General features: G+C 75.5%; 14 protein-coding genes. 11 read left to right on the top strand and 3 right to left on the bottom strand.

From position 1 onward, the window contains the following. From OZ948_12575 to OZ948_12550, 6 genes are all read left to right on the top strand, one after another. On the top strand, positions 1-879 hold the full coding sequence (locus OZ948_12575) for a YicC family protein (protein ID MEB2345568.1): 879 nt from the start codon (positions 1-3) through the stop codon (positions 877-879). Positions 880-900: 21 nt separating this feature from the next. Beyond that, positions 901-1,218: a DUF370 domain-containing protein gene (locus tag OZ948_12570; GenBank protein ID MEB2345567.1), complete on the top strand. Its 318-nt coding sequence runs from the start codon at positions 901-903 to the stop codon at positions 1,216-1,218. Beyond that, entirely contained in the window at positions 1,215-1,877 is a 663-nt protein-coding gene (gmk, locus tag OZ948_12565) for a guanylate kinase (protein ID MEB2345566.1), read from the top strand. The genes OZ948_12570 and gmk overlap by 4 nt, the downstream gene beginning before the upstream one ends. A 72-nt stretch (positions 1,878-1,949) precedes the next feature. Further along, a complete protein-coding gene (locus tag OZ948_12560) occupies positions 1,950-4,106 on the top strand; it encodes a bifunctional (p)ppGpp synthetase/guanosine-3',5'-bis(diphosphate) 3'-pyrophosphohydrolase (GenBank protein MEB2345565.1) in 2,157 nt (718 codons plus the stop codon). Next, positions 4,103-4,852 (top strand): glycosyltransferase family 2 protein, encoded by a 750-nt coding sequence (locus OZ948_12555; GenBank protein MEB2345564.1) that lies wholly within the window; start codon positions 4,103-4,105, stop codon positions 4,850-4,852. Before OZ948_12560 ends, OZ948_12555 begins: the two co-directional genes overlap by 4 nt. Next, positions 4,849-6,018, top strand: a complete 1,170-nt coding sequence (locus OZ948_12550; GenBank protein MEB2345563.1) for a glycosyltransferase family 4 protein — start codon at positions 4,849-4,851, stop codon at positions 6,016-6,018. Before OZ948_12555 ends, OZ948_12550 begins: the two co-directional genes overlap by 4 nt. On the opposite strand, the gene OZ948_12545 is transcribed toward OZ948_12550, so the two are convergent. The 3 genes from OZ948_12545 to purM all read right to left on the bottom strand — a co-directional run bounded on the left by OZ948_12545 (position 5,988) and on the right by purM (position 10,456). After that, a complete protein-coding gene (locus tag OZ948_12545) occupies positions 5,988-7,847 on the bottom strand; it encodes an ABC transporter ATP-binding protein (protein ID MEB2345562.1) in 1,860 nt (619 codons plus the stop codon). The two genes, OZ948_12550 and OZ948_12545, sit on opposite strands and share 31 nt — an antisense overlap. A 90-nt stretch (positions 7,848-7,937) precedes the next feature. Then, on the bottom strand, positions 7,938-9,344 hold the full coding sequence (locus OZ948_12540) for a hypothetical protein (protein MEB2345561.1): 1,407 nt from the start codon (positions 9,342-9,344) through the stop codon (positions 7,938-7,940). Next, positions 9,344-10,456, bottom strand: a complete 1,113-nt coding sequence (purM, locus tag OZ948_12535) for a phosphoribosylformylglycinamidine cyclo-ligase (GenBank protein ID MEB2345560.1) — start codon at positions 10,454-10,456, stop codon at positions 9,344-9,346. Before purM ends, OZ948_12540 begins: the two co-directional genes overlap by 1 nt. Before the next feature lie 58 nt (positions 10,457-10,514). Here purM and OZ948_12530 point away from each other — a divergent pair, with 58 nt between their 5' ends. The 5 genes from OZ948_12530 to ftsY all read left to right on the top strand — a co-directional run bounded on the left by OZ948_12530 (position 10,515) and on the right by ftsY (position 20,199). Next, a complete protein-coding gene (locus OZ948_12530; GenBank protein MEB2345559.1) occupies positions 10,515-11,246 on the top strand; it encodes a TIGR04283 family arsenosugar biosynthesis glycosyltransferase in 732 nt (243 codons plus the stop codon). After that, positions 11,243-13,093: an ABC transporter ATP-binding protein gene (locus tag OZ948_12525; GenBank protein ID MEB2345558.1), complete on the top strand. Its 1,851-nt coding sequence runs from the start codon at positions 11,243-11,245 to the stop codon at positions 13,091-13,093. Before OZ948_12530 ends, OZ948_12525 begins: the two co-directional genes overlap by 4 nt. Positions 13,094-13,095: 2 nt before the next feature. Then, the gene (locus OZ948_12520) at positions 13,096-14,991 is read left to right on the top strand and encodes an ABC transporter ATP-binding protein (protein MEB2345557.1); all 1,896 of its coding nucleotides are present in this window, start codon (positions 13,096-13,098) and stop codon (positions 14,989-14,991) included. Between the two features lie 115 nt (positions 14,992-15,106). After that, on the top strand, positions 15,107-18,784 hold the full coding sequence (gene smc, locus OZ948_12515) for a chromosome segregation protein SMC (protein MEB2345556.1): 3,678 nt from the start codon (positions 15,107-15,109) through the stop codon (positions 18,782-18,784). 89 nt (positions 18,785-18,873) lie between these two features. Beyond that, positions 18,874-20,199: a signal recognition particle-docking protein FtsY gene (gene ftsY, locus OZ948_12510; GenBank protein ID MEB2345555.1), complete on the top strand. Its 1,326-nt coding sequence runs from the start codon at positions 18,874-18,876 to the stop codon at positions 20,197-20,199.

Here is a 20,199-nt window from a genome sequence, read left to right as displayed (position 1 = left end):
ATGACGGGCTACGGGCAGGCGGCCTTCACGGTCGACGGGAGCTCCTTCGAGGTCGAGCTGCGCAGCGTGAACCACCGCCATCTCGACGTGAAGACGCGGCTGCCACGCGGGCTCGCCGGCTTCGAGGGCGAGCTGCGCGCGCAGGTCGCCGAGCAGCTCGCGCGGGGCAAGGTGGACCTGAACGTGCGGGCCACCGCCGGAACGGCTCCGGCCGACACGGTGGAGCTCGATCTCGCCGCCGCGGCCCGCTACCTGGCGGCGGCGCGCGCGCTGCGCGAGCAGCACGGCGTCGCCGGCGAGCTCGACACCGCCACCCTCCTGGCGCTGCCGGGTGTCGCCCGCGTGGTGGAGCGCGAGCCCGGCGAGGACGCGCTGCGCGTCGCGCTGCGGCAGGCGCTCGGCGCGGCGCTCGAGGCGCTGGTCGCGCTGCGTGCCGGCGAGGGCGAGGCGCTCGACCGCGAGCTGCGCGGCCGGCTCGAGCGGCTGGAGGCGCTGGTGCGCGGGATCGAGGCACGCGCCGGCGACGTGCAGCGGGTGGTGCGCGACCGGCTGCGCAAGCGCGCCGAGCAGCTCCGCGAGGAGACCGGGCTGCTCGACGAGGCGCGGCTGCACCAGGAGCTGGTGTGGGCCGCGGACCGGCTCGACGTCACCGAGGAGTGCGTGCGCCTGCACAGCCACGTGGCGCAGTTCCGGGCGCTGCTCGCCGCGGCCGGGCCGCGGGAGCCGGCCGGCCGGCGGCTCGACTTCCTGCTCCAGGAGATGGGCCGGGAAGCCAACACGATCGGCTCGAAGGGCGCGGACGCGCCGATCGCGCACCAGGTCGTCGACCTGAAGACCGAGCTCGAGCGGATCCGCGAGCAGGTCCAGAACGTCGAGTGACGCGCCCAGGGACCCACCCGGATGATCCAGGATGCCGACAGCGACGACGCGGTCCTGCGCGCGCCCGAGCCGGGCGCCCCGCGCGCGCGCCTGCTCAACGTCGGCTACGGCAACCTGGTGGCGAGCGGGCGCATCGTGGCGATCGTCGCGCCGGGGGCCTCGCCGATGCGCCGGCTGCGCCGGGAAGCCTCGAACCGCGGCAAGCTCGTGGACGCGACCGAGGGCCGCCGCACCCGCTCGATCCTGGTCCTCGACAGCGACCACGTCGTGCTCTCCGCGATCCACCCCGAGACGCTCGCGGCGCGCCTGCGGGGCGACGGCCCGGAGCACGAGGCGTGAGCGCGAGCGGGAGTCGTCGCGGCCTCCCGTTCGTGGTGTCGGCCCCCTCCGGGACCGGCAAGACGACGGTCTGCCGCGCGATCGTGGCGCAGGACCCCGGGGTGGTGTTCTCGGTGTCGCACACCACGCGCCCGCCGCGCGCGGGGGAGCGGGAGGGCGTCGACTACCACTTCGTCGACGAGGCGGCCTTCGAGGAGCTGGTCGCCAGGGGAGCCTTCCTCGAGCACGCGCGCTACAGCGGCCATCGCTACGGCACCTCGTGGGCGGCGATCGAGGCGCCGCTCGCCAGCGGCCTCGACGTGCTGCTCGAGATCGAGACCGAGGGCGCGCGCCAGGTGCGCCGGCGCCGGCCCGACGCCTGCCTGGTGTTCCTGCTGCCGCCCTCGCGGGCCGCGCTCGAGCGGCGCCTGCGCGGGCGCGGCACCGATCACGAGGACGAGGTGGCGCGGCGCCTCGCGATCGCGCGCGGCGAGTTCCAGGCGGCGCCGCTCTTCGACGCCTTCGTCGTCAACGACGCGCTCGAGCAGGCGGTCGCGGAGCTCGGCGCGATCGTGGCCGCGGCCCGGGCCGGCGGGCGCGCGGCGCTGCCCGGGCGCGCCGGCCTCGACGCGCTGCGCGCACGCCTCGCCCCGGACCTCGGCGACTGGCTGCCGGCCTGAAGCCGGGCGAGCAAAGGCAGGGGCCGCGGCCGTCCGATACCCTAGGCGCGTCCGGACCCCCGACGAGCCCGCATGCTCCGCTTCAACGACATCGCCGACAAGGTCCTCGAGAACCAGCCCGACGCCGACCTGGCGCTGCTCCAGCGCGCCTACGTGTTCGCCGCCAAGGTCCACGAGGGCCAGCAGCGGCTGTCCGGCGAGCCCTATCTGGTCCACCCGCTGGAGGTGGCCGGCATCCTCGCCGACATGCGGCTCGACGAGGCCAGCGTCGCCGCGGGCCTCCTGCACGACACGCTCGAGGACACCCTCACCACGCTGCCCGAGCTCCGGCGTCTCTTCGGTGACGAGGTGGCGGTGCTCGTCGAGGGGCTCACGAAGATCGCGAAGATCGAGTTCACCTCGGCGCGCGAACGGCAGGCCGAGAACTTCCGCAAGATGCTGATCGCGATGAGCAAGGACATCCGGATCCTGCTCATCAAGCTCGCCGACCGGCTCCACAACATGCGCACGCTCGAGCACATGGACGAGGACGCGCGGCGCCGGATCGCCCAGGAGACGCTCGACATCTACGCGCCGCTGGCGCACCGGCTCGGGGTCGACTGGATGCGCCGCGAGCTCGTGGACCTGGCCTTCCGCACGCTCAAGCCCGCCGCGGCCCACGAGCTCGAGGCGCAGATCCAGTCCGGCCGGCAGGAACGCAGCCGCTTCGTGGAGGAGGTGAGCGGCCTGCTCTCCGCGAAGCTCGCCGAGGCCGGTCTGCACGCGGAGGTGACCGGCCGCGAGAAGGAGCTCGCCTCGATCCACGCGAAGATGGAGGCGCAGCGCGTCGGGATCGACCAGATCCACGACGTGATCGCCTTCCGCACCATCCTCGACGGGCCCGAAGCGGCGGTCTACCAGGCCCTCGGGGTCGTGCACGCGCTCTGGCGCCCCGTGCCGGGACGCTTCAAGGACTACGTCGCGCTCGCCAAGCCCAACGGCTACCAGAGCCTGCACACGGCCGTGATCGGTCCTTCCGGCCAGCGCATGGAGGTGCAGATCCGCACCCGCGAGATGCACCGCAACGCCGAGTTCGGGATCGCGGCCCACTGGCGCTACAAGGAGGGCGGCGCCGACGGCCGCCGTTCGGACGACCAGAAGTTCGCCTGGCTGCGCCAGCTCGTGGAGCGCCAGCAGGAGCTCTCGGACCCCCACGAGTTCCTGGACACCGTGAAGGTGGACCTGTTCCCGGACGAGGTCTTCGTCTTCACGCCCCAGGGCGACGTGATCAACCTGCCGCGCGGTGCGACACCGGTCGACTTCGCCTACGCGATCCACAGCCAGGTGGGGGAGCGCTGCGCGGGTGCGCGCGTGAACGGGAAGCTGGTGGCGCTGCGCCACGAGCTGCGCGACGGCGACACCGTCGAGATCCTGACCAGCGAGGCCCAGCAGCCGCGCAAGGACTGGCTCGAGTTCGTGGTGTCGGGCAAGGCACGCCAGCGCATCCGCCATGCGACCCGGGTGGCCGAGCAGGCACGCAGCCGTGAGCTCGGCCGCGAGATGCTCGACAAGGAGCTGCGTCGCGGCGGCCTCTCGCTCGCACGCGCGCTCGAGGACGGCCGACTCGCCGCGCTGGCCCAGGCCGAGCTCTCGGGCGCGCCCGACGACCTGTTCTCCGCGGTCGGCTACGGCCGGATCGCCGCGGCCCAGGTGCTGGCCAGGCTGCGCGGCGACGCGCCGCCGGCGCCGCCCGAGCCCGAGCGCCCGAAACGGCGCGGGCTCTTCCGCCGCGAGCGCGCGTCCACCTCGAAGAGCGGGATCCGGGTCGACGGCCAGCCGGACGTGCTGGTGCGCTTCGCCGGCTGCTGCAACCCGCTGCCGGGCGACGACGTGGTCGGCTTCGTCACGCGCGGCCGGGGCGTCACGGTCCATGCCCGCGACTGCGCCGCCGCCTTCACCCAGGACCCCGACCGGCGCATCGACGTCGAGTGGGAGAGCAAGACCGCGATCCCGCGCCAGATCAAGGTGCGCGTGGTGTCCGTGGACCGCCCGGGCGTCCTGGCCCGGATCACGAAGTCGATCGCCGGCACCGGCGTCAACATCGGCGGCGCCCGGGTGGCCACCAGCGACGATCGGACCGCGATCCACGACTTCGACCTGTGGGTGACCGACCTGCGCTCGCTCACCACGGTGATGAAGGAGATCGAACGCGTGCGCGGCGTGCTCACCGTGGAGCGGGTCCGCGGGTGACACGCGTCTCGGCCGTCGTGATCTGCCGCGACGAGGCGGATCGCATCGCCGCCTGCCTCGAGAGCGTCGCCTGGTGCGACGAGATCGTGGTGGTCGACTCGGGCAGCAGGGACGGGACCGTCGAGATCGCGCGCAAGCTCGCCGGTCGGGTGCTCGTGCGCGAGTGGCCCGGCTACGTGGCCCAGAAGAACTTCGCGCTCGAGCAGGCGGGCGGCGACTGGGTGCTGTGCCTCGATGCCGACGAGCGCTGCACGCCGGCGCTGCGCGAGGCGATCCGGACGGCGCTGGCGGGCGACCCGCCGCTTGCCGGCTACGCCGTGCGGCGGCATGCCTTCCACCTGGGCCGCTGGATCGACCACGGCGGCTGGTATCCCGATTGGAAGCTGCGCCTCGTGCGGCGCGGGCGCGCGCGCTGGGGCGGCATCGACCCCCACGACAAGCTCTTCGCCGACGGCCCGGTGGGGCGCCTCGACGCGGACCTCGAGCACCACACCTATCGCGATTTCGCGGACCACCTGCGCACCGTGCAGCGCTTCTCCGACGTGGTTGCCGGCGAGTGGGTGAAGCAGGGCCGGCGCTTCTCGCCCTGGCGCGCCGTCCTGCACCCGCCGGTCAAGTTCGTCGAGTGCTGGCTCTGGAAGCAGGGCTTCCGCGACGGCTGGCCGGGCTTCGTGATCGCCGCCACCTCGGCCTTCTACGTGCTCGCGAAGCACGTGAAGCTGTGGGAGAAGACGCGGCGCCGATGAGCGCACCGGGCCGGCGCATCCTCCTGCTCAGCAGCGACTGGAAGTGGACCGGCCCGGCCGAGCCCATGCTCGAGCTCGCGGGCGCCCTGCGCGCGCGCGGCGCGGCGGTCTGGCTGGCCTGTCCGGAGGGACCCGGCGAGGCCGAGCGCTCGCTCGCGGGCGAGGCGGCGGCGCGCGGGCTCGCGCCGGCGCTCGTCCTCGCGCCCGGCCGCGCGGCGCGCCCGCTCGCCGACCGGGGGGAGGGCGCGCGCCTGGCCCGCTTCCTCGACCGGCACGACATCGAGGTCGCGCACTGCTGGCACACCCGCGATCACGTGCTCGCGCTGCGCGCGGCGCGCGCGCGCCGCCGGGCGGGCCGCACGGCCGTGGTGCGGAGCTGGCGCGCCGCCGGCCCGCTGCCCGGCGCGCCGTGGACGCGCTGGCTGCTCCGCCGCGGCGCGGATGGGCTGCTCGTGCCCTCGCCCCGCCTCGCCGGCGCGCTCGCGGCGCGCGGCGGCCGGCCGGTGGCGGGGCACTTCGGGGCCATCGACCTCGCGCGCTTCGCACCCGCCCCCCCCGACCCGGCGCTGCGCCGCAGCCTCGGGCTCGCCCCCGGCCAGCGCGTGCTCGGCATCGTGGCGCGCGTGCAGCGCCACCGGCGCTTCGAGCTGCTGCTCGCCGCCGCGGCGCGCCTGTTCGAGCGGGTTCCCGGGGCGCGGCTCGTGATCGTCGGCCGGGGCACCCACCGGGCGGAGCTGGCGGAGCGGCCCGCCGCGGCGCTCGGGATCGCCGATCGGGTGGTCTTCGCCGGCTACCGCGGCGCCGACTACCCGGCCGTCCTGCGCGCGCTCGACCTGCTGACCTTCCTCGTGCCCGGCTCCGACGGCACCTGCCGGGCGGTGCTGGAGGCCGCCGCCTGCGGGATCCCCGCCGTGACCTCGCGCCGCGGCGCGCTGCCCGAGATCGTGGCGGACGGCGGGACGGGGCTGCTCGCCGACGAGGAACCGGTAGCGCTCGCGGCGGCCTGGGAGGCGCTCCTGTGCGACGAGCCGCGCCGGCGCGCCTTCGGCGAAGCGGCGCGCCGGCGCGCCGAGGCGCTCTTCGCACCCTCCCGCTTCGCCGACACCGCAGAGGGTCTCTACGCCGCCGCCGCGGCTCAGCTCTGGAGCCGCGCCAGGTCGCGGTAGAGGCCCGGCTCGGCGAGCAGCTCCTCGTGGGTGCCGATCCGCGAGACCATGCCGTCCTCGAGGACGACGATGCGGTCGGCGTGGCGCACCGTCGAGAGCCGGTGTGCGATCACGACGACGGTGCGGCCCTGCATGAGCCGCTCCACGGCGTCCTGGACCAGCCGCTCGCTGTGGGCGTCGAGGGCGCTCGTGGCCTCGTCGAAGATCAGCAGCGCGGGGTCGCGCAGGAGCGCGCGCGCGATCGCCACGCGCTGTCGCTGCCCGCCCGAGAGCTTCGCGCCGGCCTCGCCCACCGGCGTGTCCCAGCCCTCGGGCAGCGCGGCCACGAACTCGTCGACGTGGGCGGCGCGGCCGGCCGCCTCCACCTCGGCGTCGCTCGCGGCGGGCCGGCCGAAGCGGATGTTGTCGCGGACCGTGCCGGCAAAGAGCAGCGGGTCCTGGGTGACCACCGCCACCTGGGCCGCCAGCGAGTCGCGCGCGATGCGCCGCAGGTCGACGCCGTCGAGCTCGATCGAGCCGGAGTCGGGGTCGTGGAGCCGCAGCAGCAGGTCGGCGAGCGTGGTCTTGCCCGCGCCGGTGCGGCCGACCAGCGCCACCATCTCGCCGGCGCGGATCTCGAGCGACACGTCGCGCAGCACCGGCTCGCGGCCGTAGGAGAAGCGCAGCTTCGTGGCGCGCAGGCCCTGGCGCAGGCCGTCGATGCGGACGGCGTCGGGCGGGTCGGGAGGGTCGCCCGGGCGGTCGAGCAGCTCGAAGAAGCGCTCGGCGGAGGGCAGCGCGTCCTGGAGCTGCGTCCACGCCTTGGTGAGGTCCCGGATCGTCCGCTGCGCGGTGATCATCACCGCGCCGAAGGCCGCGAGCGAGCCGGTCGTGAGCCCCCAGGCCTGCTGCAGCGCGAGCCAGGTGCCGAGGCCGAGCACCAGCAGGCCGACGGCGTTGGTGACCGCCTCGACCGTGCTGCGCGAGCCGACCCGGTTGCGTACGACGCGCATGCTGCGGCGGAACAGCCGCTCGTTCTCGCGGCCGAAGCTGTCGGCCTCGAAGCGCTCGGCGCGGAAGGCCTTGATCACCTTGATGCCGGCCAGGATCTGCACGAGGCGCTGGACCACCTCGCCGGTCGTCTCCTGCCGGCGCCGTGCCGTGCGCCGGATCCGGCGCCCGAAGAGCGCCACCGCGCCGACCAGCGCGGGCGCGAGCGCCAGCACCAGGAGCGTGAGCTGCCAGGAGATCAGGAGCAGGGTGCCCACGCTGGCCACGACGAAGAGCAGCGCCTCGACCACGTCGCCGAGCAGGATGCGCAGGGCCTGGTGCGCGAGCAGCGCGTCGTTGAGGGTGCGGGTGAGGGCGTCGCCGCGGCGCAGCGCGTGGTGCGCGGCGAGCGGGAGCCGCAGGAGCTTCTCGGCCATCTGGCGCTGGACGTCGATCAGGACCCGCCCGAGCGCCCATTCGGTGAGGTAGTCCGCGCCGAAGTGGGCAACCGGCAGCACGAGCGCGATCAGGACGCCGGCGAGGAGCAGGCCGAGGAGGCGGTCGGAGAAGCCGAGCGGGGCCGGCGCCGGCCCGGACGGGGCAGGGACCGGGTCGCTGCGCAGCGCGCCCGGCAGCGCGCGCGTGACCAGGTGCTCGAGGCCCGGCCACGACAGGGTCGGAGGCGCGGCGGCGGGCGCGGTGCCCGCCGCCGGCAGGACGTCGTCGATCAGCGGCTTGATCAGCCAGGTGCGCCCCATGCGGGCGCTCGAGTAGAGGCCCGCGCAGAGCACGCCGGCCAGCAGCACGAGCGCATAGGGGCGCGCGTAGCCCACGAGCCGGAGCAGCGGCGATCGGGTCATGCAGCCGGGCTCATGACGGCCCACCTCGTCGAAGGCCCCGTGCCGGCCGCCGCGCGCCGGCAGCCCCGCGCCGGCAACCGGGGGGCGGCCTCAGTGGAGGTCGGCGAGGATCGCCTCCCCGGCGCGCCAGCCTAGCAGGCAGTCGCCCTCGACCCCGAGCACGCCGACCGCTTCGCGGGCGAGCCGGTACACCGGCGGCCGGGACACCAGCCGCAGCTCGACCTCCCCGGGCCAGCCCGTGCCGGGCGCGGGATCCTCGAGCGCCAGGTCGTCGTCCCAGCGCGGGCGCACGAGCGGTGCCAGCAGCCGCACCCGGTCGCGCGCGAAGGGCATCAGGTCGAGCACCACCTCCGCGACCTCCCGCTCCAGCGCCTCGTCCATCTCGGCGCCCGGCGGGAGCAGGAAGCTCGCGACCACGACGACGTCGCGCCCGTGTCGCTCGGGATGGATCGCGATGCGCACGAGGTTGTCGCCTTCGAGCGGTGCGCGCGGATCGCGCACCCGCACGAGCCGGCTCGCCATGCCCTCGGGCAGCGCGTCGGCCGGCACGCGCAGCGCGATCCAGCCGCGGTGGCGGAGCGGGAGCGCGTCCGGCAGGAAGTCGGGCGCCTCGCCGTCGCCGCCCGAGAGGTGCGCGGAGAGTGGGCCGACCGGCGCGTTGAGCACCAGCGAACGCCCGCACCACACCTCGTCCGAGAGCGCCGGCGCGATGCCCGCCAGCTCGCCGATCGAGACCAGCTCGAAGCGGTTCGGCAGGAGGCGGATCTCGCCGTGCAGGCTCTGGAAGCGCCGGCGCAGGAGGCCGAGCAGCGAATCGTCGGCCGACTCCCAGGCGGTGCCGCCCTCGAGCGCGCAGCCGAGCAGCCGGGCGCGCGCCTCGGGAGTCACCTGGGGGGTCCCGACGTTGACGAGCGCGCGCACCTGGGCCTCGAGGAGCGGCGCGATCGCCTCGGGGGGATGGCTCAGCTCGGCCGGGAGGCCACGCGCGTGGCGCGAGGGGCGGCCGCTGCGGGCGAGGCCGCCGAGGCGCCCCGCGCGCACCAGCGGCGACTCGAGCAGCGCGTCGCGTTCCGCGGCGGCGGCCTCGGCGAGGCCGCGCGTCAGGGCGCGCGCCAGCTCCGGCTTGGCGAGACCCCAGGAGACCAGCTCCTCCGCCGTGCGCGCGGGTGCGCCGAGGTCGACCCGCGCCTCGGGCAGGATCACCTGGTAGGCGATCGGGTGGGGCTGGAGCCGGCGCCGGTCGATGAGCGGCAGCATGAGCGCGCGCAGGCACGCGTCGAGCACGCCGCCCGGGGCGGCGCCGGCCAGGAAGAAGGGCTCGCGCACGGCGGTCGGCAGGCGCGCCGCTGCCTCCTCCTCGACCAGCAGCACCCGCAGCCGCCCCATCGCGAGCCGGATCGCCGCGATCAGGCCCGGCAGCGCGCTGCCGAGCACCACCACGTCCCAGCGGCGGGCCCGCGTGCGCGAGCGGGGGCCCGACAGGGAGACGGTGCGCATCAGCCCGCGCGCCGCGGCCGGACGAAGCGGATCGAGGGGTCGTCGGGCTCGTCGGGCTTGCGCCGCTCGACCGCGCCGATCAGGTAGGCGCGCTCACCGAGCCCCTGGAGCCGCTCGAGGACGTCGTGGCTCTGCAGGGCGGGCACCACCGCGACCATCCCGATGCCGCAGTTGAAGACCCGCAGCATCTCGCCCTCCGGCAGCTCGGCGAGCTGCTGGAGCCAGTCGAAGATCGGCGGGCGCGGCCAGGAGCCCAGGTCGACCCGCGCGCGCACGCCCTTGGGCAGCACGCGCGGCAGGTTGCCCGGGAAGCCGCCCCCCGTCACGTGCACGAGGCCCTTCACCTCGAAGTCGCGCACCAGGTTCAGGACCGGCTTCACGTAGATCCGGGTCGGCGCGAGCAGCGCACCGGCCAGCGAGCCGTTGAGCTCTTCGTTCTGCGCGAGCAGGTCGATCCGGCCGGTGGCCAGGCCCTCCTCGACGATGCTCCGCACCAGCGAGAAGCCGTTGCTGTGCAGGCCGTTCGAGCCGATCCCGATCAGCGCGTCGCCGTCGCTGATCGTCGAGCCGTCGATCACCCGGTCGCGCTCCACGACGCCCACGCCGAAGCCGACCAGCTCGATCTCGCCCTCGCCGTACATGCCGGGCATCGTCGCGGTCTCGCCGCCGAGCAGCGCGCAGCCCGCGCGGCGGCAGCCCTCGGCGATCCCGCGCAGGGCGTCCTCGGCGATCTTCTTGTCGAGCCGCCCCATCGCCACGTAGTCGAGGAACACGAGCGGCTCGGCGCCCTGCACGACCAGGTCGTTCACGACCATCGCCACGCAATCGATCCCGACCGTGTCGTAGCGGCCGAGCCGGGCCGCCAGCGCGAGCTTGGTGCCCACGCCGTCGGCGCTGGCCACGAGCAGCGGCTCGCGGTAGCGGTCCGGGGTCTTGAACAGGCCCGCGAAGCCGCCGATCCCGGAGAGCACCTCGGGCCGGAAGGTGGTGCGCGCGATCTTCGCGATGTCGGAGACGAAGCCCTCGTCGTGGTCGAGGTCGACGCCGGCGCGGGCGTAGGCCGGGGCGCTCCCGCCGCGGGTCTCGTCGTCGTGGGCGCCGGGAGGGGACACGCGGGATGGATAGAAGAGCGGCGACCCCCGAGTCAACCGGTCGGCTACCGTGTGCCCGGTGCGGATCGCCGTCGTGATCCCGACCCTCGACGAGGCCGCCTCGGTCGAGGCCGCGATCGCGAGCGCCGGGGCGGCGGGCGGACCGATCTCCCCGGAGACGTGCGCGCGCGAGCCGGCCCCGCTCGCGACGGGCGATCGCGACATCGAGGTGTGGGTCGTCGACGGCGGCAGCCGCGACGCCACCGTGGCCCGCGCCCGGGCGGCCGGTGCGTGCGTCCTGTCCGCAGCGGCCGGGCGGGCGCGGCAGCAGGAGGCGGGCTGGCGGGCCAGCCGAGGAGACGCGGTCGTGTTCCTTCACGCCGATACGCGCTTGCCGGCCGGCTGGGCCGGCGCCGTCCGCGGCGCTCTCTCGGACCCGCACGTGGCAGGCGGCGCCTTCCGACTGCGCTACGAGCCGCGCCCGCCGGCGATGGCGGTGATCGAGTGGGGAGCCCGCGTGCGCGCCCGCCTGCTCGGCCTGCCCTACGGCGACCAGGCGCTCTTCGCGCGGCGCGGCGTGCTCGAGGCGATCGGCGGGGTCCCCGCCGTGCCGATCTTCGAGGACCTCGACCTCGTCCGCGCCCTGCGCCGCCGCGGCCGGTTCGCGCAGCTCCCGCTCGCGGTCGCGACGTCGTCGCGGCGCTACCTGCGGCGCGGCGTCCTGCGGACCTTCGGGCGCCACGCGCTGGCGCTCGCGGCCTGGCGGCTCGGGCTCGATCGCGAGCGGGTCGCGGACTGGGTGCGCCGGTGAGCGCCGCGGCGCATCCGGCCGGCGCGCTCGAGGCGGGTGCGCCGGCGCCCGGCGGCTGGCGCCGGCTCGCCGGCTACCTGCGCCGCAACCGCGGCAGCTACCTCCTCGGCTCGGCCGTGACGCTCGGCTATGCGGCCGCCTTCGCGAGCGTGCCGATGCTCGTGGCGTGGGCGATCCGGGCGGTCGAGCAGGGGCTTCCGGAGGCCGAGATCCTGCGCCGCTGCGGGGCGCTGGTCGTGGCCACGCTCGCGCGGGGAGCGCTCCGCTACGGCTCGCGCACGATCCTCTTCGACGCCGCCCGCGAGATCGAGTACGAGATCCGCAACGACCTCTTCGCACACCTCCAGCGCCTGCCGCAGTCCTTCTTCCAGGGCTGGCGCACCGGCGACCTGATGAGCCGCTGCGTGAACGACCTGGGCTCGCTGCGGCTGATGCTCGGCCCGGGCGTGCTCTCGGTGCTGCAGACGCCGATCCTCTACGGCTTCGTGCTCGTCGCGATGTTCTCGCTCGACCCGCTGCTGGCCGCGCTGGTGCTGATCCCGTACCCGCTCTTCGTCGTGATCGCGCGCAGCTTCGGGCGCTCGATGCACCGCAGCAACCTCGACGCCCAGGAGGGCCTCGCGGGGCTCGGCTCGCAGCTCCAGGAGACGATCGCCGGGATCGCGGCCGTGAAGGCGTACGCGATGGAGGCGGCCACGGCGGCGCGCTTCGAGGAGGCCAACGAGCGGCTCTACCGGGCGCAGGTCCGGCTGATCCGGGTCAACGGCGCGATGCCGGCCATCGCGAGCATGCTCCCGGCCGCGGCGACCTGGATCGTGCTGCTCGTGGGCGGCCATCGCATCGCCGCCGGCCAGATGGACGTCGCGACCTTCTTCGCGTTCGCGATGTTCGTCTACGAGCTGACCTTCCCGACCTTCATCATGGGCTGGGTCTTCGCGCTCGTGCAGCGCGGGCGCGCCGCCCTGCAGCGCATCGACGAGATCCTCTCCGTGGTGCCCTCGATCGCCGACCGCCCCGACGCCGTGGCGGTCGAGCGCCTGCGCGGCGAGATCGAGTTCCGCGGGCTCTCCTTCCGCTACGAGGCGGGCCGCGAGGAGGCGCTGCGCGAGGTGTCGCTGCACGTGCCGGCGGGCAGCGTGCTGGGCGTCGTCGGCCCGATCGGGTCCGGCAAGACCACGCTCGCCGCGCTGATCCCGCGCCTGCTCGAGGTGCCGGAGGGGCAGCTCTTCCTCGACGGCATCGACGCCAACCGGATCCCCCTGCGCGCGCTGCGCTCGTCGATCGCGATGGTGCCCCAGGACGGCTTCCTGTTCTCGATGTCGCTGGCCGAGAACGTCGCCTACGGGCTCGCCGAGGTGGAGCGAGCCACGGTGCTGGAGGCTGCCCGGCGCGCCCAGCTCGCCAAGGACGTGGCGGACCTCCCGCACGGCTGGGACACGCTGGTCGGCGAGCGCGGGGTCATGCTCTCGGGCGGCCAGCGCCAGCGGGCGACCCTGGCCCGCGCGCTCGCCCTGCGCCCCCGGATCCTGATCCTCGACGACACGCTCTCGAGCGTGGACGCCGAGACCGAGGCCGCGATCCGCCGCGGCCTGCGCGAGGTGTTCGCCGGGCGCACGGTGATCGTGATCTCGCACCGGGTCGCGAGCGTGCGGGACGCGGACCGGATCGTGGTGCTCGACGAGGGGCGGGTGGTCGAGCGCGGCGAGCACGGGGCGCTCCTGGCGCAGGGAGGGCTCTACGCGCGCCTGGCACGGGAGCAGGCGCTCGAGGACGAGCTCGGCGCGGCGCTCGACCACGCCGCCGAGCACGCGGCGGACCCGGACGCCACGCGGGACCCACAGCCGTGAGCGTGGCGGCACGAGCGCAGGACGCCCTCCACGAAGAGGAGGTGCTCGGCAAGGCCTACGACGCCCGGCTGATGGCGCGGCTCTGGCGCTGGGTCGCGCCCTATCGCGGCCAGGTCGCCGCCACGCTGCTGCTCACGGCGCCGATGTTCGTGCTCGAGCTGGCGCCCGCCTGGCTCGTCAAGGCGGGCCTCGATCGCGTCCAGGGTGAGGGCGCAGAGGCTGGCCGCCTCGGCTGGCTCCTGGCCCCGCCCGGCGCGATCGACCCCCTCGCCTGGCTCGCCGGCCTCTACCTGCTCGCGATGGCGCTCGGGGCCGCGCTCCAGTTCCTGCACGCGGTGCTGATGGCGAAGACCGGCCAGGCGGCGATGCGCGACCTGCGGCGCGACGTCTTCGCCCACCTCCAGGCGCTGCACCTCGGCTTCTTCGACCGCCACCCGGTCGGCCGCCTCGTGACGCGCGCCACCAACGACGTCGAGAACCTCTCGGAGATGTTCTCGGCCGGCATCGTCGCCCTGGTGACCGACGTGCTCAAGATGGCCGGCTTCGCGGTGGTGCTGTTCCTGGTCGAGCCGCGGCTCGCGCTGGTGGCCTTCCTGGTCGTCCCGCTCCTCGCTGCGGCCGCCCTGGTGTTCCGGGCCCGGGTGCGCGAGGCCTTCCGCAAGGTCCGCGTCCGCATCGCGCGCATCAACGCGATGATCCAGGAGACGATCACCGGGATGAAGGTGGTGCAGCTCTTCCGCCGCGAGGCTCGCAACCAGCGCGACTTCGAGGCCCTGAACGCGGAGCACCGGGACGCCTGGCTCGAGTCGATCCGCTACGACGCGGCGCTCTTCGCGGCGGTCGAGATCGCCAACGGCCTCGCCACCGCGGTCATCATCGGCTACGGCGCGACGCTGGTGATCGGCGGCGGCCTCACGCTCGGGACGCTCTACGTCTTCATGGACTGGATGCGGCGCTTCTTCCTGCCGCTGCGCGATCTCTCGGCGAAGTACTCGGTGATGCAGTCGGCGATGGCGAGCTGCGAGCGGATCTTCCACCTGCTCGACACCGAGCCGGCGGTGCGCGACCCGGCGACGCCCGCGGCGCCGGCGCCCCCGGCGCCCCCGGCGCCCGCCCGCACGCCGACCGGCGGGGTCGTCTTCGAGCACGTCTGGTTCGCCTACCAGGGCGAGGACTGGGTGCTGCGCGACCTCGACCTGCGGGTGGCGCCCGGCGAGCGGGTGGCGCTGGTCGGCGCCACGGGCGCCGGCAAGACCTCGGTCATCAAGCTCCTGACCCGGCTCTACGAGCCGACCCGGGGCCGGGTGCTGCTCGACGGCGTGGACCTGCGCGAGATCCCCCAGCACGACCTGCGCCGGCGCATCGCGACGGTGCTCCAGGACGTCTTCCTGTTCAGCGGGACGGTCGCCTCCAACGTCGCCCTGGGCCGCCCCGACCTCGACCGCGCCGCGGTCGAGCGGGCGGCGCGCCTGGTGGAGGCCGATCGCTTCCTCGCGCGCCTGCCGCGGGGCTTCGACAGCGAGCTCCGCGAGCGCGGCAGCGATCTGTCGGCCGGCCAGCGCCAGCTCCTCTCGTTCGCGCGCGCGGTCGCCCACGGCGGCGATCTCCTGGTGCTGGACGAGGCGACGAGCTCGGTCGACGCCGAGACCGAGCTCGCGATCCAGCGGGGCCTGCACGCGCTGCTCGCGCAGCGCACCGCGATCGTCATCGCCCACCGGCTCTCGACGATCCAGGACGTCGACACGATCCACGTCCTGCATCGCGGCCGGCTCGTCGAGTCGGGCAGCCACGCGGAGCTCCTGGCCCGGCGCGGCGCGTACTGGCGGCTCTACCGGCTCCAGTTCGAGCACGAGCACACGGGCTCGCCCGCCGGCGGCGAAGCCCGCGAAGCGGTCTGAGGGCTTGCCAACGGCCCGCCGCCGGTGGTACCTAGTGCGTACCCCGCCCCCCCTCCTGCCCGGCGTCCCCCGACCCGGCGAGCGCTCCGAGCCGCCGTAGGGGCCGAGGTCCCGGTTGCGCATCAAGTCCCTCGAGATCACGGGCTTCAAGTCCTTCGCGGACCGCTCCGTGCTCGGCTTCCGGCCGGGCATCACGGGGATCGTCGGCCCGAACGGCTGCGGCAAGTCGAACGTCGTCGACGCGATGCGCTGGTGCATGGGCGAGCAGGCCCCGCGGCGCCTGCGCGGCAAGGGCATGGAGGACGTGATCTTCGCCGGCGCCGAGCTGCGCGGCGCGATCGGCATGGCGGAGGTGGTCCTCACCTTCGACAACTCGGAGGGCCGCGCGCCGGCCGCCTTCGCCGGCTACCCCGAGATCCAGGTGGCCCGGCGCCTGTACCGCAGCGGCGAGTCCGAATACCTGCTGAACAAGACCCCCTGCCGCCTGCGCGACGTCCACGACTTCTTCCGCGATACCGGCATCGGCACCCGCGGCTACACGATCGTGGAGCAGGGCCAGATCGCCTCGATCGTCTCCGCCCGGCCCGAGGATCGGCGCCACCTGATCGAGGAGGCGGCCGGGATCGGCAAGTACAAGGCGCGCCGCCAGGAGGCCGAGCGCAAGCTCGAGGCCACCGAGCAGAACCTGCTGCGCGTGTCGGACGTGCTGGCCGAGATCCGGCGCCAGATCGCCTCGCTCGAGCGCCAGGCCCGCAAGGCGGCGCGCTACAAGCGCCTGCAGGCGCGCGTGCAGCTGCTCGAGCTCTCGCTCGCGGCCGACGACCGGCGCGAGCTGCTGGCCGAGGTCGAGGCCGCCGGCCGGCGCCTCACGCTCCTGCGCGACGAGGTGCAGGCCGGCGAGCTGCGCCTGGCGGAGCGCGAGACCGGGCTCGAGCGCGTGCGCCTCGAGCTGGCCGAGCGCGAGCGCGCCGTGGTGGCGAGCAGCGAAGCGCTCTTCACCCTGCGCGGCGAGATCAAGCAGCTCGAGAGCCGCATCGAGTACGAGCAGCGCGAACGCGACACCCTGGCGCTCGCCCGCGAGTCGCGCGAGGAGGAGCGCGCGAGCCTGCGCACCCAGCTCGCCGCCGCGCAGGCCGAGGAGCGCGCCGCCGCCGAGGAGCTGGCGCACCTCGAGGCGCAGCTCGCGACCGAGGAGTCGGCGCTGGCCCAGGCGGAGGCGGAGGTGCGCGAGGCGGGCGAGACGCTGCGGCGCCTCGAAGGCGAGCGCGAGGCGCTGAACCCGCGGCTCGTGGAGGTGCTCACCGGGATCGCGCGCGGCGAGGACCGGATCGCGGCGCTCGGCGACCGCCGCCACGAGATCGCCCGCCGCCTGCGCAGCGCCGACGAGGCGATCGAGGTCCAGCAGGGCGAGGCGAGCCGCGCCGGGCAGGAGCAGCGGCGGCTCGAGGAGGGACTCAACAACCTGCTCGGCGAGCGCGACCGCCTGATGGCGGCGCTGCGCCAGGCGACGCTGCGCCACGAGCGCGCCGGGCTCGCGCTGCGCAGCGCGAGCGAGCGGCTGCGCGAGGCGCGCGAGCGGGCCTCGGCGCGCAGCGCCCGGCTCGGCTCGCTGCGCGAGGTGCTGGAGCGTGCCGAGGACCTGGGTGGGGGCACGCGCCACCTGGTCGAGCAGGGCGAGGGCGTCCGCGCGGCGCACGGCCTGCGGGGCCTCGTCCGCGACGTCCTCGAGGTGGACCCCGAGGCCGAGGGGGCGGTCGAGGCGGTGCTGCGCGAGCGCGCGGAGGCGCTGGTCGCGAGCGGGCTCGAGGGGGCGCTCGCGGCGCTCGCGCAGGTGCGCGGTGCGGGCGCCGGCCGGGCCGTCTTCGTGCTCGACGCCGGGGACGAGGTGCCGCGCGCGCGCGGCTTCGTCCCGCTCGGGGCCCCGCTGCTCGAGCACGTCCGCGTCCAGGCCGGCTACGAGGCCGTGGCGCGGACGCTCCTCGGCGGCGTCTACCTGGTTCCCGACCTCGGCGAGGTCCGCAAGGTCTACGGCGGGGGGGGCCTGCCGGCGACCTTCGTGACGCCCGGCGGCGACGTGCTCTCGCCCGACGGCGTGCTCACGGGAGGCAGCGCGAGCGGCAGCGGCGTGCTGGCCCGCGCGCGCGAGGTGCGTGACCTCGAGCGCGAGGTCGGGGTGCTCGAGGCCGAGCTCGCCGCCCTGGTCGCGGCGCACGGGGAGGCCGAGGCCGAGCTCGCGCACGCTTCCGACGAGCTCGACAACCTGCGCAACCGCCACCACACGGCAGCGCTCGCGGTCGCGAGCCACGAGAAGGACCTCGAGCGCTCGCGCGAGCGGCTGAAGGCCACGCTCGAGGCGCAGGACGGCCGCAGCGCGGAGCGCTCCGAGCTGGTCGCCGAGGGCGAGGCGCTGGAGCTCGAGGGCGAGGCGCTGGCCCGCCGGCTCGAGTCGCAGCGCGTCGAGCGAGGCGAGGCGCAGCGCGCGCTCGACGCGCTCTCGACCCGGATCGGGCAGGCGGGGCGGGATCTCCAACGCTGCGACGCGGCGTTCACGGAGCGCCGCGTCGGCCACGCCGCCCGGGCCGAGAAGCGCGACCGGGCCGCCCAGGTGCGGGGGCGCGCCCTCGAGGCAGCGCGCGAGGCCGAGGGCTGGATCGCCCGGCGCGAGCGCGAGATCGAGGAGATGGAGGCCCGGCGCGCCGAGCTCGCGGCCTCGAGCGAGGAGGCGCGCGGCCGGCTCGCCGAGCGGCTGCGCGCGGAGGACACCGCCCGGGAGGCCGCCGACCGCGCCCGCGACGGCTTCGAGGCGGCTGCCGCCGAGGTGCGCGCCCGCGAGGACGAGGTGCGCCAGCTCCGGAGCGAGGCCTTCGCCCGGCGCGAGCGCGTGCAGGCGACCGAGCTCGAGCTGCGCGAGCGCGAGCTGCGCCTCGAGCAGGTGGAGCAGCGGGTGCGCGATCGCTGGCAGCTCGAGCTCGCGGGCTGGGTGCCGCCGGCGCCCGGTGAGCCGGTCGTCGCGATCGAGCCGGCGGCCGGGGAGGCCGGCGCGGAAGGCGTCGCGGCGGCGGCGGAGGAGGGCGAGGGCGAGGGCGAGGCGCCGGAGCCGGTCGGGCTCTCGCGCTCGGACGCCGAGTGGGCGACGCGCCCGCGCGAGGAGCGGGTGCGCCACCTCGAGGAAGTGGGCCGGCGCATGCAGTCGCTCGGCGAGGTCAACGTCGGCGCCATCGAGGAGCACGAGGAGCTGGCCGAGCGCCAGCGCTTCCTCGGCGAGCAGAAGGGCGATCTCGAGCACACCGTGGCGCAGCTTCGCGAGGCGATCGCGCGCATCAACCGCGCCAGCCGCAAGCGCTTCCGCGAGACCTTCGAGGCCGTGAACGAGCGCTTCCAGCAGAACTTCCCGCGCCTGTTCCGGGGCGGGAAGGCGAGCCTCTCGCTGACCGAGTCCGAGGACGTGCTCGACGCTGGCGTCGACATCCTGGCCCAGCCGCCGGGCAAGCGGCTCCAGAACGTGAACCTGCTCTCGGGCGGCGAGAAGACGCTGACCGCGCTTGCGCTGCTGGTCTCGCTCTTCCAGGTCCATCCCTCGCCCTTCTTCCTGCTCGACGAGGTGGACGCCGCGCTCGACGACGCCAACGTGGGGCGCTTCAACGAGATCGTGAAGGACATGTCGGCGCAGTCGCAGTTCCTCGTCATCACGCACAACAAGGCGACGATCGAGATCGCCGACGTGCTCTACGGCGTGACGATGGAGGAGAAGGGCGTCTCGAAGGTGGTCTCGGTCCAGCTGCGCGACGGGTAGCCGGCCGCTGGGGCTCGGGCCGCGCGCCCGCCGGAGCGGGCGGCGCGCGGGGAGGCGGCGCCGGGACCGGCGGGTATCCTCCGCCGGCCATGGAGCAAGCCCAGGCCTTCGCCCCGCTGCTCGAGCGGCTGGGCCCGTTCTTCGCGTGGCTGGCGGCGCACCCGCGCGGGGCGTTGCTCGCGATCGCTGCGGTGCCGGTTGCGCTCACCGCCCTCGTCCTCGTCTTCGGCCGCCGGCCCAGCGCGCCACCGGAGGCCGCGATCGAGCTGCCTCCGCCGTCCCCACCGCAGATCGCTGCGCCGGCGGCGGAGACCCCGGTCCCGGCGCCAGCGCCGCTCGCCAGCGCCGCACCGGCACCCGCCCGGACGGTGGCTCCCGCTCCGTCGGAGCCGGTCGTCGAGGCGCCAGCGTCGCGGCCGGCCGCCGCTCCGCGAGCCGCACCGGCTGCCCCGGCCGCGCCGCCCGCACGGCCAGCCGCCCCGCCGGCCCCGGCCCCGCGTCCGGCGCGGCTCGCCGATCGCCTCGCCCGGACCCGGAGTGCCCTCGTCGGAGGGCTCGGGCGCCTGCTCGCGGGGCGCCGGCTCGAGGGCGACGCGCTCGACGAGCTCGAGGCCCTGCTCTTCGGCGCCGACCTCGGCGTCCGGACCACCGAGAGCCTGCTCGACGCGGTGCGCAGCCAGGCCGCCGGCGGCGACGCCGGCGACCTGCGGCGCGTGCTCCGCGAGGCGATCCTCGAGAAGCTCCGGCGGGTCGAGCCGAAGGGCCTGCCGCTCGCGATCGAGGCCGCCCCCCACGTGGTGCTGGTGCTCGGCGTCAACGGATCGGGCAAGACCACCACGATCGGCAAGCTCGCGGCGCTCCACGCCGGCGAGGGCCGCCGCGTGGTGCTCGGGGCGGGTGACACGTTCCGCGCGGCGGCGATCGAGCAGCTCGAGATCTGGGGCGGGCGCGTGGGCTGCGAGGTCGTGAAGGGCGTGGCCGGCGGCGACCCCGCGGCGGTCGCCTTCGACACGGTGAAGGCCGCCCGCGCGCGCCACGCGGACGTCGCGATCATCGACACCGCCGGGCGCCTCCAGACGAAGGCGCCGCTCGTCGAGGAGCTGCGCAAGATCGTGCGCGTGATCGGCCGCGACTGCCCGGGCGCGCCGCACCAGACGCTGCTCGTGATCGACGCGAACACCGGCCAGAACGCGATCTCCCAGGCGCGCGTCTTCCTCGAGGCCGCCGGCGTCACCGGGCTGGTGCTCACCAAGCTCGACGGCACCGCCAAGGGCGGCGTGCTGGTCGGGCTCGCGGACGAGTTCGGGATCCCCGTGCACTGGGTGGGTGTGGGCGAGGGGGTCGAGGACCTGCGCGCGTTCCGGGCCGAGGAGTTCGTCGACGCGCTCTTCGCCGCCGACGAGGGAGCCGCGTGA

It is taken from the genome of Deltaproteobacteria bacterium, assembly GCA_035063765.1.
Taxonomy (GTDB): domain Bacteria; phylum Myxococcota_A; class UBA9160; order UBA9160; family PR03; genus CAADGG01.
The sequence above is the reverse complement of the archived record's forward strand: the minus strand, read 5'-3'. Positions and strand labels throughout refer to the sequence as shown.

Excerpts from the sequence above, each read along its gene's own strand:
- OZ948_12545 (MEB2345562.1), bottom strand. The coding sequence starts at position 7,847 with ATGACCCGATCGCCGCTGCTCCGGCTCGTGGGCTACGCGCGCCCCTAT.
- OZ948_12575 (MEB2345568.1), top strand. The coding sequence starts at position 1 with ATGACGGGCTACGGGCAGGCGGCCTTCACGGTCGACGGGAGCTCCTTC.
- OZ948_12540 (MEB2345561.1), bottom strand. The coding sequence starts at position 9,344 with ATGCGCACCGTCTCCCTGTCGGGCCCCCGCTCGCGCACGCGGGCCCGC.
- ftsY (MEB2345555.1), top strand. The coding sequence starts at position 18,874 with ATGGAGCAAGCCCAGGCCTTCGCCCCGCTGCTCGAGCGGCTGGGCCCG.
- OZ948_12570 (MEB2345567.1), top strand. The coding sequence starts at position 901 with ATGATCCAGGATGCCGACAGCGACGACGCGGTCCTGCGCGCGCCCGAG.
- OZ948_12550 (MEB2345563.1), top strand. The coding sequence starts at position 4,849 with ATGAGCGCACCGGGCCGGCGCATCCTCCTGCTCAGCAGCGACTGGAAG.
- OZ948_12560 (MEB2345565.1), top strand. The coding sequence starts at position 1,950 with ATGCTCCGCTTCAACGACATCGCCGACAAGGTCCTCGAGAACCAGCCC.